A 14,066-nucleotide genomic window follows, 5' to 3' on the forward strand; every position below is an offset into this window, starting at 1 on the left:
ATATGAAACCAAAACTGATTTTTTTGGCTTTCCTTTTCATGGCCCTAATGAATATGAAAGCGCAGTGTAATCCCACCATTACAAGTCCGAGACTGGGCTTAAAATATCCTGATAAAGTTCTGTTCTGCAACACTGAAACAGAAGTGCTTTCAACGCAGGCATTCGGGACTTATCAGTGGTATAAGCAAGAATGGACCTGGCAGACACCGAATAACAATCCGTGGATTGCAATTCCCGGAGCAACTTCACAAACCCTTACCATCAATGGAAATGATGACCAGCTTTATTATTTTAAAGTAGCGGTTACCCAAGGCGACTGTACAGCGGAAAGCCCTGCAATAATGGCAGACGGATTTGCCTATGCACTTCCTGCAATGATCAGCACGATGGCTCCCGGAACCTTTGAGGTGGTAGGAGCGGGAGAGCTTAATGTATGTACAGGAGCGTCCGTAAAGTTCGATGATGCTTTTCCTGATCTGTACGGAAACCATGTCTGGTACAGATGTATTCCCAGCAGCCCGCCGCCTTCCCCGGGAGATCCATGCGTTATCAATGGAGTAACGGGGGATAGTTATGTGGCAACGGAATCGGGAGAATATGGATTTTATGCATGTACAGAATATTGCCCGGATCAGTGTGAATTTTTAGGAACCGGAAACTTTGTTAAAGTGAATTTCGGAAGCTGGGAATTCTGCAGCCTGGGAACTGACGAAGTAAAACGTAAAGAAAATAGCCTGAAAGTATACCCGAATCCTACGGCACAGTTCCTTTATATCGGAAAAGAATCCGATAAGATGTATAAAGAGATTTCTATTATGGATATGTCAGGGAAAATAGTCCTGCAAAAGAAAGATCACCGGTTCAATGATGCTATTGATGTAAGCAGGCTTGTACCCGGCAATTATATTATTCTTTCCAAAGATTCAGAGGGAAAAACCTATAAGAATAAATTCATCAAAAAATAATGGTATATAGATTCCTTAGTTAGTTTTTTTTTAATCAATGGTAAGCCGGTATGGAGACAATCTGTACCGGTTTGTCTTTTTTAAGAATAATTTCTTTTAAAACATATTTCAACCATAAAACTATCCATACAAAAGTGAATTTTTTGAAATAATATATTATTTATTTTTACAAAAAACACCAATCATGTTAGTTAAAATTTATGGCAGTGCAATCCACGGGGTTGCTGCGCAAACCATTACCATTGAAGTCAATGTAGACACCGGTGGAGTAGGGTATCACCTTGTTGGGCTTCCCGATAATGCCATCAAAGAAAGCAGTTACAGAATCTCTGCTGCATTGAAGAACGTGGGATACAAAATTCCGGGAAAGAAAATTACAATCAATATGGCGCCTGCAGATCTCCGGAAGGAAGGGGCGGCCTATGATCTCTCCATTGCTGTAGGCATTCTTGCTGCATCAGACCAGATCCTTGCTGAAAATATTCATGACTATATCATTATGGGTGAGCTTTCTCTTGACGGAAGCCTCCAGCCGATAAAAGGAGTGTTGCCGATAGCCATTCAGGCGAGGGAAGAGGGTTTCAAAGGAATCATTCTTCCTATGCAAAACACCCGGGAAGCTGCAATTGTTGATAATCTGGACGTTTACGGAGTAGAAAATATTAAAGAAGTCATTGATTTTTTTAATGAAGGAAAGCCTCTCGAAAAAGTTACCCTGGACACCCGAAAAGAGTTTCAGGAAAAAATGAATGATTTTCCATTTGATTTTTCTGAAGTTAAAGGCCAGGAAACAGCAAAAAGAGCCATGGAAATAGCAGCTGCCGGCGGTCACAATATCATTCTGATAGGTCCTCCCGGAAGCGGAAAAACCATGCTTGCCAAAAGAGTCCCTGGTATTCTTCCTCCTCTAACATTAAAGGAAGCCCTGGAAACAACAAAAATACATTCGGTGGCCGGTAAAATGGGTGCCGAAACCTCTCTGATGACCATCCGTCCCTTCCGTTCCCCGCATCACACCATTTCAGACGTTGCATTGGTAGGAGGCGGAAGCTATCCCCAGCCGGGAGAAATTTCGCTAGCCCACAACGGAGTTTTGTTTCTGGATGAGATGCCGGAGTTTAAAAGAACAGTCCTGGAAGTGATGAGACAACCCCTCGAAGACCGGGAAGTAACAATTTCCAGAGCCAGATTTACCGTAAACTATCCTGCAAGCTTCATGCTGGTAGCCTCTATGAATCCTAGTCCCAGTGGATTCTTTCCGGATGACCCGGGAAATACCTCATCCGTTTACGAAATGCAACGGTATATGAACAAGCTTTCCGGACCTTTACTAGACAGAATTGACATTCATATTGAGGTACAGAAAGTGGAATTCGAACAGTTGGCAGAAAAGAGAAAAGGAGAAAAAAGTTCAGATATAAGAGAGCGTGTCCTGAAAGCACGCAGTATTCAGAATGAACGGTATAAAGATCTTAATATCAGTTATAATGCTCAGATAGGACCTAAAGAAATTGAAGCATTCTGCAGTCTGGACGAGGCTTCCCTGCAGCTTATTAAACGGGCTATGGAAAAACTGAATCTTTCAGCAAGAGCTTACGACCGAATCCTGAAAGTAGCCAGAACAGCAGCAGATCTGGAAGGTGCAGAAAATATATTATCTCATCATATTTCAGAAGCCATACAATACAGAAGCCTGGACCGGGAGTTCTGGAATGTATAATGTTATCCCGATTAACCTAACTCTTGAAAAAATGCTCTGATTCACTTGATATTTACTCCATTTCCAGAATGAATATTTTTTGACTATAGGAATAATAATGCCTCAGTCTTAATTTGATAAAGTTTAATCATTTTTTGTTTATATTAAATATTATGTTAAATTTGATTACCAAATTATTAAAAATATTGCATTATGAAAGAAGAATTCACCAACACTGCCTGATCATTTAAATTTTGAATGAGGATAGTATAAGAACTAAAGTATTCTTAGCTATTTAACTTGTACCAGATATATTAAAATGTGTCTGGAGGCTGCGCAATGCAGATCATTTGACCCTTTTATCACCAAACCAAACAAAAACTAATATGCCAAATACAATACCAGCACCAGCGGGGAAACCTGCTAGTGTATCTGTTCTTTTATCTACTGAAGACAGAGAAAAACTTCTTAACCATTTTAATGAAACAAACTGGGAGTATCCCAAGGAAGAAACATTGATTTCTCTTTTCAAAAAACAGGTATTGCTTCATCCGGAAAATATTGCTGCTGTTTATCAGGACAATCAGATAAGTTATCGGGAGCTTGATCAGAAAAGCAATCAGCTTGCGAATACTCTTCTGAAAAAAGGAATAAAAGAAGGAATGTTTGTGCCGGTATGGCTGGATCGTTCATTGGAGTGGCTTATAGCCATCCTTGGAATTTTAAAAACCGGTGCTGCTTATGTTCCTGTAGACCCTGCTTATCCGGTAAAACGGGTAGAATATATCCTGGCAGACACTTCAGCAGAAATTATTATTACCGATACTCCGCATGGAAATTTATTAACGACTAAGACTGAAATATTTTATCTGGATTATCAGGAAAGCCTGGACTATTCACCCGCTGAACTGCCTGATATTACTTTACATCAGGATGCATTGGCCTATACCATCTACACATCCGGCTCAACAGGAAATCCTAAAGGAGTTATGGTTTCCCATCATAGCATCCAGCACCTGGCTATATGGCACAATCAGTATTTTCATGTGGATTATACCTCACGGCTTACCCTTGTTGCGGGTCTTGCATTTGATATCTCCGTATGGGAAACCTGGTCAGCACTTACTGCCGGTGCTGCTATTTTTATAGCAGACAATGAAGACAGGGTAGAAGCATCAGCGCTTGTAAAATTTTACCGCAAAAACAGAATTACCCATGGGTTTGCACCTTCGGTTCTTGTGCCGTCTGTTGTGGAGGAAACCCGGACATATAATGATTTAGATCTTCGATACCTTTTTACAGGCGGAGAAAAGCTCAAGCCGGTGCTTACCGGCGAATTGAGTTATGAGTTAATTGATTATTACGGACCTACTGAATGTACAGTCTATGCCACTTTCAGAAAAGTTAAAGACATAAACGGGCAATACATTTCTTCAATCGGTAGGCCAATAGCCAATGCACAGGCTTACATTTTAGGAGAAAACAATGAATTGTTACCTGTAGGAGCCGTGGGAGAACTATATATAGGAGGGACTCTTTTGGCTAAAGGCTATCTTAATAATGAAGAGCTTACCGCTTCTAAATTCGTTGAAAATCCATTCAGGGAAAATGAAAGACTATACCGCACCGGTGATCTTGCCCGCTGGAAATCTGATGGAGACATTGAATTTTTAGGGAGAATAGATAATCAGGTAAAAATCAGAGGTTTCCGTGTGGAATTGGGAGAGATTGAACGCAGCCTTACCCGTCTGGAAGGAATACAGGATGCTGCTGTCATTACAAAAGATCATGGGAGCAATAAATATATTGTAGCTTTTATCTTGCTGAAATCCGGAGAAAAATCAGATGCTGCATGGGTAAGGCAACAGCTGAAAGAAGAGCTTCCGGGGTATATGATTCCCGCCCAGATCATAATCATTGATAAAATACCCCTTACTCCTAATGGAAAAACAGACACTCATTTGCTAAAAGAACTTGCAGATAAAGAGGCAAAAGAGCTTATTTCTACAGAACCTCCTACCAATGAGACCGAAAGGATTATAGCAGATATCTGGGCTGAAGAACTGGAGCGTTCGGTCATTAATATTACCGATAATTTCTTTGATATAGGTGGAAATTCTCTGCTTGTTGCCATCGTGGCCACTGCCTTGAATTCCAGATTGGAAGCCAAAGTATATACGCGGGATATTTACCAGTTTCCGATCCTCAAGCAGCTCTCCGATGAATTGATTACAAGGGCTAAAAGAGCCCGGGAGACTGCTGCCGAGGAAGATGTAGAGCCGTATGTAGCCCTTCAGCAAGATGTTTATCTGGCTCCGGGGACCATTTTTGCAGGAGGCTTTGATCCTGAACAGCTGCAAAACCCTAAAAACATATTCCTGACCGGAGTGACCGGATTTGTCGGAATCCATTTGCTCCAGGAACTTTTAGATACTACACCCGCTGATATCTGCTGTCTCGTAAGAGCTCAGGATGAATTTCATGCCGTAGAGAAAATAGACCGGTGTTATAAGCAGTATAAGATAGATAGAAAAGAAGAGCAGAAACCCAGGATTATCCCGGTAATACGGGATCTTTCTCTTCCGTTATTGGGCCTTTCTGAAGAGAAGTTCAAAAAACTTGCAGGGATGCTGGATCTTATTTATCACTCCGGCAGTTCTGTTAATTTTATAGAACCCTATTCTTATATGAAAGCGCCTAATGTAGAAGGATTAAGGGAAATTATAAAGCTTGCGGGTGCCGAAAAGACCAAATGTCTGGCACTGTTATCTACCATTTCTGTTTACAGTTGGGGCCATGTTTTTACCGGGAAAACCGTGATGCTGGAAAGTGATGATATCGCCCAAAACCTAATGTCTGTAAGCAAAGACATTGGATATGTAAGAAGTAAATGGGTCATGGAAGCTGTGGCTGATCTTGCCGCTAAAGAGGGCCTTCCGTTAATTACTTGCCGTCTTGGTTATGCCATGTGCCACAGCCGGACAGGGGCCAGCGCTCCTTACCAATGGTGGTCTGGACTTGTAAAAAACTGTGTTGAATTTAAATCTTATCCTTTACTTACAGAATTAAGAGAAGGGCTGATCACGGTAGACTATATGACCAGATCCATGGTTCATATCACAAAAAATAAAGAGGCGATTGGTAAAAAGTTCAACCTGATTGCAAGACCGGAAACCAATCTTACCCTTGAAAGTTTCTTTATGCTCCTGAAGAAATATTATCCGCTTACTCTTGAAGGACTTCCTTACAAACAGTGGAGAAAACAGTGGGAAGATGATAGTAAAAATCGCCTTTATCCATTAACAAGTTTGTTTAAGGATAATATGCATGAAGGGCTTTCTACGGTGGAGCTTTATCAGCATACCTATATCTGGGATTGTTCGAATGTCATTCAGTTTCTGGAAGGGTCTGGTATTGAGGAGCCGGTTTTTGATAAAAAGTTACTGGATGCTTATCTGAAGTATCTGGGAATCCCAACGTCATAACTTTAATTGTTGAGATAAGGCCGGAAATAAACTTTCCGGCTTTTTTATTAAAATAATACGTCGAGTTTTGTCGCAGATGTGAGTGATATTTACATTATAAGAACAATGTTTAAAATTAACCTTTAAATAATTAATGAAATGTCAACAAAAAATGAACAAACAAATTCTTCGGCTGTTTCTGCCACTAATAATCTTACCATTAACTCTTATGATGTTACAGATTTTGGGACTTTAGGAACATCTGATGACAGTGCTGTTTTTCAGGATGCAATTGATCATGTAAAAACAAATGGCGGCGGACAAATCAATATTCCTTCAGGAACATACTATGCCAATATAATTCTTGACTCAAATATATTTTTGAATGGAGCCGGACCCAACACGACCATTTTAAAATCTGTTTCAGGAAGTAATCTGGATGTAATTCAGGGAAGAGATTTCGCTTTACTTACTGGTACTCCAAAAGCAAATCCGGAAATAAGAGGAGTAAGATATGCAGGGGTAAGCAATCTTTCTATAGATGGAAACAAACAGAATAATAGTGCAGGCTATGGAATGAGAATATGGGGATGTTCTCTATATGTTAATAACATTGTCGTCGCCAATTGTAAAGAAGATGGAATATACACTGAATTTACAACTCATGATTATCCTTTAAGTGATTTTTCTGCGACATATGATGCCCTGGAAAGTAATTTCAATCATATTAAGACCATTGCAAATAATGGTAATGGCTGGACATACAAAGGACCTCATGATTCTGAGATTAATGACTATGTATCATTTCGGAATGGAGGATGGGCATTATATCAGGAAAAAGGATCATTAAATGGCGTACACTGGAATTCCTGGCTTAATGCAAATAGTTTTTATTTCGGTGATGTGGTAAAACTGGATAATATCGTTGCTAGCGGAGAAACGGGAACGGGGATTGAAATTTATGAAGATGTAAGCAGCTGTTCAATCACAAATTTAACAATTGGAGGGCATTACACCGGAATTATACTAAGAGGGGAGCGACATAAAATTTCAGGGTATGCAGGAACCATAAAAGATGTAGCAATTATTAATGATAATGCAGGTATGTGCAATATTGAACTAATTATGTATGATATTAAAAATATATATCAGCAAATAAACAATGGGAGTCATAATGTTTTCAAAATTCAGGCAAGATTAAAAGCAGGTCAGAATATAGGAAAAAATCAAGATTGGGTCCCGCATATTACAGAGCATACAGAAATTATGGTATATAATGAAGGTTCAGCAAGCTATACAACAATTTTCAGAGTACCCAACAATACACTTTGGAAAAACGGATGGCAGCCTGAATTACCGGATAGCAATTCGAAAATTATTTGTGCAGATTCTTTTGCATCAACGAGTGAGACAGGAGTGGTTAAAAAAGCAATGAACCAGAATGATTCTTCTGCAACGACTGTTACTGAATTGGTTTCAGATTTTAATGCATTATTATTAAATCTGAAAAATGCAGGTATGATGTAAACAATTCTCTCAGAACTCTTTTATTTAGAGTTCTGAGTTTAGCTAAACTCCTTTTTTCCACTCAAAATCATTTCAATCATCCTGATCTTTCTGTTTTCCCTGGTTTCAGGCTTTTTCGCTTCCTCAATCCAGCGGATGTATTCTTTTCTGTGGGTATAGCTCATGGCGTCAAACAGATTTTTGGCATCGGGATTTTCATTGAAAACAGAAGCGATATCATCAGCAATGGCAATAGTTCTTTCTTCTTTATCTTCGATAAGACTTATTAAAACTTCATCGCCAAAAGTCTTTCCCAGCTGCTTCCGAATGTCCTGGGTTAATCCTAAAATATGACAGTCGGATTTCATTTTGGCAAGGCTGCCCCGGTATTCAATCCTGTCATCAAATAACGCTTTGATCTTTACCTGGCCCTTTTTGCCAAACAGCTCTTCCGTAGAAAAAGGGAATTCTACAAAAGCAGCATTCATGGATCCGTTTTGCTTTATAATTCCCGTAAATTCTATTTTCTGTTTCATCATTAGGATTTTAAATCAAAAATAAAAAAAACCGTGAACGTAAATTCACGGTTTTAAAATATATCAAAAAAGATTATTTTACTTTTTTTGCTTTTTTAGGCATTTGGGTAGTCCCTGAATTTTTAGATTTTGTATCAGGAGGTGTGTTTTCTCCTCTTACAAGCTTTAATTCATCGATCAGCCTTCTTGCTCCTGCATATTTGTCGATTGTCCAAAGAACAAAACGTACATCTACGTTAATAGTTTTCTGCCAGTCCTGTTCAAATACGATATCACCACTTAATGCTTCGCTGTTTCCGTCGAATGCAATACCGATAAGGTTTCCGTCTCCATCAATTACAGGAGAACCGGAGTTACCACCCGTGATGTCATTGTTTGAAAGGAAGTTTACCGGCATATATCCTGCAGCATCAGCATACTGACCGAAATCTTTAAGGTTATAAAGATCGATCACTCTTTGAGGAAGGTCGAATTCTTCGTCCCCTTTCTTGTATTTTCCTACAAGACCGGTCATATCAGTATAATAGTTGTCAGTAACTCCGAAGTAGTTTCTGTCATTTCTTACAGGAAGTTTATCTACTGTTCCGTAAGTTAATCTCATCGTAGAGTTAGCATCCGGATAGAATTTTTTCTCAGGCATAGCTTTCATTAATCCGGCTAGGAATAAACGGTTATTCTTATTAAAGTTATCGTCAACTTTAGAATACTTTTCCGTCATCATTTTCTGATCGGCAACGATTCCGTTGGCGATTTTCCAAAGTGGATCTGCATCAAGTTTCAATGCATCCGGGTTCAATAAGAAGTTTGTTGCAGAAGTCTTGTTTGCAAAAATTGAAGCATAAGCTACGTTAGAAAGAGTTTTGGAATCTAACCCTAAAATAGTAGCAGATGCCACTTCTTTATTGGTTACTCTGGATTGGTAAAGACCAGCCATAGAAGCAAGCATTTCTCCTTCCAGAGATGGGCTGAAGTTTTCATAAGCTGCTTTGATTGCCGCTTCAGTTTTAGGCTTCATTGCCAATCTTCCCTGCATATCCTGAGCTGCATAAGCTTTAAGAACAGATCCCAGCTGTAGGGCAAGAGTAATATATTTGGCATTTCTGGAGAACTGGGTAGCGTAGTTTCTTTCAACATTTCTGTCGGAAACCTGCTTGTAATAAGCTCCGATATCTTCTAAAACACCGTCATATTCTGAATTTCCAGGTAATGCAGACCATTTTCTGTAAGTATCCTCAATCTTTTGCTTATCAGAGATCGTTCCGTTTTTGTCTACCGCATCGATAGTTCCCTGTCTGTTTTTCCAGTAGTTAGCTACAGAAGCATATTGAGAAGCGTAATTAAGCTGAGTTGCTTTATCCTTGTTCATATACTTTTTCATAACATCCATAGCCAGTTTGGAAGCTTCTACCCAAGCCGGATAATCTTTGTTAACCATCTGCTGGATTCCGTAAGAAGTAAGGTAACGGTTTGTTCTTCCAGGATATCCCAGGATCATAGAGAAATCTCCGGGCTTGATTCCTTTAAGAGAAACCGGAAGGAAGTGCTTAGGCTTCAATGGAACGTTGCTTGGAGAAAATTCTGCAGGATTTCCTGCTGCATCTGCATACACTCTGAAGACAGTGAAGTCAGCAGTATGTCTTGGCCATTCCCAGTTATCTGTATCACCTCCGAATTTACCTAATGATGAAGGGGGTGCACCTACCAATCTGATATCTTTATAATCCTGATATACGAAATAGTAGAATTCGTTTCCGTTGAAGAAATCTTTTACCACTACCGTATATTTTCCGTTTTCAGAGTTTTCAGTCTGGATGGCTTTAGTTTCAGCATCAATAACTGCTTTTCTCTCTGCTCCGGTCATATTGTTGTTAAGCTTGGAATTGATTCTCTGCGTAGCATCATCCATTCTTACCAAAAATCTTACATAAAGATCCTTTGCGTTGAATTCATCCTTCTGCTTCATAGCCCAGAAACCGTTTTTCAGGTAATCTTTTTCAGGGGTGGAAGCAGCAGCAACGGCACCGTAACCACAGTGGTGGTTCGTGAAGATAAGTCCTTTGTCAGAAACAATTTCTCCTGTACAGAAGCCTCCAAAACTTACGATAGCATCCTTTAAGCTTGAATTGTTTACTGAATAAATTTCTTCAGGTGTCAAATGCAGTCCTTCTTTTTGCATATCGACCCCGTTAAGTCTTTTGATGAGCATTAACAGCCACATCCCCTCATCCGCCCTCATCTGGGCAAAGCCCAATAAGAAAGTGAACAGTAGAAATAGTCTTTTCATTTTATAAAATAATTTTTGTGTCGCTAATTTACTAATTTTTACGATATTCTATCCCGGAATGGTATGAAAATGGAAGGATACCCCATATGAAAAAAATACTTACAGCATTTTTTGCAGTTTTATTTTTGGGAGCATTGATAAACTGCTCTGCGGTTCCTGAAAAAATCCGTCCCTTCAAAGACAGTGGATGTTAGTTTCTTTTGATCTGTTTTCCAAAGAAGAACTGATTAAAAATAAGGCCGAAATTAACCTGACAGGGACTATGGAAAAAGGAAAAATAAAGGGATCTGCCGATATGGGATGTAACAGCATGTTTTTTACTTCCGAATTCAAAAACGGAGGAAAAGTAAAAATTTCAGGAATGGGAAGTACATTGAAAGCCTGCCAGAATATGGAGCTGGAAACAGCTTTCAGTCAGAAATTCGATAAAATGACTCATTATTCCATAGAAGGACATTTCCTGACCCTATCTGATGACAATGGAAGTTCTATGAAATTTGTAGCAGCAGACTGGGATTGAGAGTTTGGTTTAAATTCAAAACAGGCAAGCTTGAGTATCTAAATTACTAAGCCTGAAAAATATAAAAAGTCCGCGCTGGAGCGGACTTTTTGCTTGAAATCTGGTTATGTTATTAGTTTTTTGGAATGGTTTTCTTGATTTCTTCCAGGGTTGCCGTGTTCGGCAAACCTACAACATTACTGTTTGTTTTTCCTGGATTTGCTGTACTCGTGCGAGATACCTGCCTGTTGGGAATTGATGCTTTTATTTCAGCCAATGTTGCCGTATTGGGCAGCAATTTTCCTGAAGAATTATTTGAGCTGGAATTCTGGGCTTTTGTTTCCTGTTTTTTTACTTCAAGTCCCTGTTCTGATGCCAGAGTTGTCACAGCTTGTTTTTTAGGAGTATTTTCCTGAAAATCTTTTGCCTGTTGAGCTTCCCATTCTCTGAGCTGTTTCACGACCTGCGCCTGATCCTCGGATTCCTGAACTTTCTTGTTTTCCTGAGCATAAACAGACATGCTTAATGCTAAAAATGCAATGGTATATAGTGATTTCATGATCGTTTATTTAATGTTTACCAATACTTTAATTTTACCAATAGAGTTCTGGTCATAGTCCTGAAGGGCTTTTCCAATCACCTGTCCTATTTTTACCTTTTTAGGATTGGCTTTCATGGCTGTTCCTGTTTTTGATGAAGTAACCAGAAGATCTCCTCTTTTAATTTTACCGCCTTCAAGGCAAACCTTTGTAGGGATCACCCCAATAACGCCCATCGGAACTTTTCCTGTAAGCTCAGAATCTATATTCTCTTCAGTCAGAAGCACACCCGGTTTTGTTGCGTACACTCCGGCTACGAGGTTAGAATAAGGTTTTGATGATTTCTCTACCGTACGGTCTGAGTTGGTTGAAATAATTAAAATGTCACCAGGTTCATATTCTGAAGTGTTTCCTTCCACATCAAATGCTTCAGCAACGTCTGCGCCACTGTTTTGTGTTCCGCCATTGAAAAAACCTGTCCCGGACTTATTTACCCTTGCCACATTGGTACCCACATTTCTCATGATCAGTATATTCCCTGATGAACCTCTGTGATCTATTATTGCAGCAGCTCCGGTACCATCATTACGAACATCCAGAACGGTTTGGCCATTGGCCGTATTGAAATTGGTAAACCGCCCGGCTCTTCCTGTTCCGAAGTTGGGAACCCATCCGTAAATTGCTGATCCTGATCCATCTACAGTAGCTTCTACACCATCACCGGTATTGGATGCATTGGCGGTGATCCCGTTTCCGTTTCCGTCTGCAATGGCAATCAGGGCAGGTCCGTTTCCGGCAGGATTGCTGGCATAGAAAAGACCGGCGTAACCTCCTGTTCCTGAAGATAATCCATAGATACCTGCAGTCCCGAAATTGGCAAACTGTGAATTTACTTCGCCTTTTACAGCAGGTGAGGTACCTGTTACCTTGTCAACCTTGAAATTTCCTGCAGTACCATTACCTACGGTGGTTACTGTTATAACATCGCTGGTATTGGCGTCATTGAAAATGTTGAATCGTCCTGCACGTCCGGTTGCAAAAGAAGGAACCCATGCATAAAGTGCATTTCCTGCTCCGTCTATATTGGCTTCTACGGCATTTCCGTCCTTGCTGGCATTTGCGGTAATGGCATTTCCGTTTCCATCGGTAATAGCCACTAATGCTGGCCCATTCCCGGAGGTATTGCTCGCATGAAATAAACCTGCGAAACCTCCTGTTCCGGATGAGATACCAAAAATACCAGCAGCACCGAAGTTCCCAAAAATTGTTTTCACTTCACCTCTTACTGCAGCACCTACACTGTTCGTATTATTTACAAGAAATGAAGATGCATTACCCTCTGTATTATCAGGAATGTTCCCGGCACCATTGGTTTCCACCTCTAAAGTATTAAAATCATTCGTTGCATTAACGTTTTCGAACCTTCCTGCTCTTCCTTTTCCGCTATTAAGGCCAACCTGTCCGAAGACACCGATGGAAGTACCGGTAGTATTCGTTGCTACAAAACCTCTTACACCATAGCCTCCTCCGTCATTACGTCCTACCACCGCACCTGCAATATCACTGGTTGTTCTTCCTACCACCGCTTCACCATTTCCGTTATTGTCACCTACGACACCGGCAGAGGTTTGTGCACTTGTAATTCCGTGCAGACTGAATCCGGCAGCAGTAGAACTTCGGACTCCGGCTCCGTTGCCTGTAGTGGTTACATTCACAACAGTTCCGTTTCCGACACTTGAAACATTGAGGGCATTATTGTTATTGGCATTATTGAAAATAGAAATGCTTGCAGGAATTCCGTTATTACTGGTTGCAGTAAGTCCGGTTCCTGTGTTGCTGTTGGCATATACTCCGGTTCCGTTGGCACTTGCATTTCCATATACTCCCAATCCGTTAGGTGTAACGCCGTAGACCCCCCAGCCGCTTCCGTTTTGACTTCCCCAGACCCCAACTCCGAGTCCGCCGGTTCCATTATTGATACCCCGGACACCACTGGAAAATCCACCTGGAGATACATTATTTACAATCCCCCTTACCGAAGAAATACTTGAGGTGGTTGTATTATTGATCCCCTCCACAGAAGTTCCATCCCCGTCATTAATCAGAGAAAATAAAGTGGAAGCATTGTTTACAGTGTTGGTATAAGGGATCGTGAAGCTTCCGCCGGTTCCGCCCGCAGATTTGGCATACATGGCATAAGGTACACTTAACAGCTGACTTGTTCCTGTTATTGTATAATTGGTACCACCGGCAGGGTCGGTCTCAGTTTTTAGATAGTAACTTCCTGTGGGCCAGTCTATGGCAGAGAAGGTACCTGAAAGTACAGTTCCTGTTCCTATTTCCATGCTGATCAGCCCGTTAGGATTTGTGTTTCCGGTCAGTCTTTCAGAATAAACCAGCGTTCCGGCAGGGGAACCCTGTAAAATGCTTACTTTGACGGCAATGCTTTGATTGATAAGAAGTTGACCCGACCCATTTCTCATGACAGCCTGGTAGCTCATTTTTTCCGGAGCCTGTGCCTGTGCTATGAATAAGCCCAGCATGATCCCCAGAGAAAGTAATATTTTTTTCATG

9 protein-coding genes are annotated in these 14,066 nt (G+C 40.5%); 5 read left to right on the top strand and 4 right to left on the bottom strand.

The window, feature by feature from the left end; genetic code table 11:
- Positions 1-2 precede the first annotated feature (2 nt).
- The 4 genes from N4G44_RS02740 to N4G44_RS02755 all read left to right on the top strand — a co-directional run bounded on the left by N4G44_RS02740 (position 3) and on the right by N4G44_RS02755 (position 7,655).
- Positions 3-965, top strand: coding sequence for a T9SS type A sorting domain-containing protein (locus tag N4G44_RS02740; RefSeq protein WP_474924523.1), 963 nt, complete (start codon positions 3-5; stop codon positions 963-965).
- Positions 966-1,149: 184 nt separating this feature from the next.
- Positions 1,150-2,685, top strand: coding sequence for a YifB family Mg chelatase-like AAA ATPase (locus N4G44_RS02745; protein WP_474924524.1), 1,536 nt, complete (start codon positions 1,150-1,152; stop codon positions 2,683-2,685).
- A gap of 365 nt (positions 2,686-3,050) precedes the next feature.
- Entirely contained in the window at positions 3,051-6,149 is a 3,099-nt protein-coding gene (locus N4G44_RS02750; protein ID WP_474924525.1) for a non-ribosomal peptide synthetase family protein, read from the top strand.
- Between the two features lie 138 nt (positions 6,150-6,287).
- The gene (locus tag N4G44_RS02755) at positions 6,288-7,655 is read left to right on the top strand and encodes a head fiber protein (protein ID WP_474924526.1); all 1,368 of its coding nucleotides are present in this window, start codon (positions 6,288-6,290) and stop codon (positions 7,653-7,655) included.
- Positions 7,656-7,693: 38 nt separating this feature from the next.
- On the opposite strand, the gene N4G44_RS02760 is transcribed toward N4G44_RS02755, so the two are convergent.
- Both N4G44_RS02760 and N4G44_RS02765 read right to left on the bottom strand, forming a co-directional pair.
- Positions 7,694-8,170, bottom strand: coding sequence for a YdeI/OmpD-associated family protein (locus N4G44_RS02760; protein ID WP_474925038.1), 477 nt, complete (start codon positions 8,168-8,170; stop codon positions 7,694-7,696).
- A gap of 73 nt (positions 8,171-8,243) precedes the next feature.
- Positions 8,244-10,454, bottom strand: a complete 2,211-nt coding sequence (locus tag N4G44_RS02765) for a S46 family peptidase (RefSeq protein ID WP_474924527.1) — start codon at positions 10,452-10,454, stop codon at positions 8,244-8,246.
- 187 nt (positions 10,455-10,641) lie between these two features.
- Here N4G44_RS02765 and N4G44_RS02770 point away from each other — a divergent pair, with 187 nt between their 5' ends.
- Entirely contained in the window at positions 10,642-10,974 is a 333-nt protein-coding gene (locus tag N4G44_RS02770; protein ID WP_474924528.1) for an META domain-containing protein, read from the top strand.
- Between the two features lie 112 nt (positions 10,975-11,086).
- On the opposite strand, the gene N4G44_RS02775 is transcribed toward N4G44_RS02770, so the two are convergent.
- Together N4G44_RS02775 and N4G44_RS02780 are read right to left on the bottom strand one after the other, a co-directional pair.
- Positions 11,087-11,512, bottom strand: a complete 426-nt coding sequence (locus N4G44_RS02775; RefSeq protein ID WP_474924529.1) for a hypothetical protein — start codon at positions 11,510-11,512, stop codon at positions 11,087-11,089.
- Positions 11,513-11,518: 6 nt separating this feature from the next.
- Positions 11,519-14,065 carry a beta strand repeat-containing protein gene (locus N4G44_RS02780; RefSeq protein WP_474924530.1) on the bottom strand — a complete coding sequence of 849 codons (2,547 nt, stop codon included), beginning with the start codon at positions 14,063-14,065 and terminating at the stop codon, positions 11,519-11,521.
- Between the last annotated feature and the right edge of the window lies 1 nt (position 14,066).

The organism is Chryseobacterium sp. GTID13, from assembly GCF_056172655.1.

Excerpts from the sequence above, each read along its gene's own strand:
- N4G44_RS02745 (WP_474924524.1), top strand. The coding sequence starts at position 1,150 with ATGTTAGTTAAAATTTATGGCAGTGCAATCCACGGGGTTGCTGCGCAA.
- N4G44_RS02775 (WP_474924529.1), bottom strand. The coding sequence starts at position 11,512 with ATGAAATCACTATATACCATTGCATTTTTAGCATTAAGCATGTCTGTT.
- N4G44_RS02760 (WP_474925038.1), bottom strand. The coding sequence starts at position 8,170 with ATGAAACAGAAAATAGAATTTACGGGAATTATAAAGCAAAACGGATCC.
- N4G44_RS02770 (WP_474924528.1), top strand. The coding sequence starts at position 10,642 with ATGTTAGTTTCTTTTGATCTGTTTTCCAAAGAAGAACTGATTAAAAAT.
- N4G44_RS02750 (WP_474924525.1), top strand. The coding sequence starts at position 3,051 with ATGCCAAATACAATACCAGCACCAGCGGGGAAACCTGCTAGTGTATCT.
- N4G44_RS02780 (WP_474924530.1), bottom strand. The coding sequence starts at position 14,065 with ATGAAAAAAATATTACTTTCTCTGGGGATCATGCTGGGCTTATTCATA.
- N4G44_RS02740 (WP_474924523.1), top strand. The coding sequence starts at position 3 with ATGAAACCAAAACTGATTTTTTTGGCTTTCCTTTTCATGGCCCTAATG.
- N4G44_RS02765 (WP_474924527.1), bottom strand. The coding sequence starts at position 10,454 with ATGAAAAGACTATTTCTACTGTTCACTTTCTTATTGGGCTTTGCCCAG.
- N4G44_RS02755 (WP_474924526.1), top strand. The coding sequence starts at position 6,288 with ATGTCAACAAAAAATGAACAAACAAATTCTTCGGCTGTTTCTGCCACT.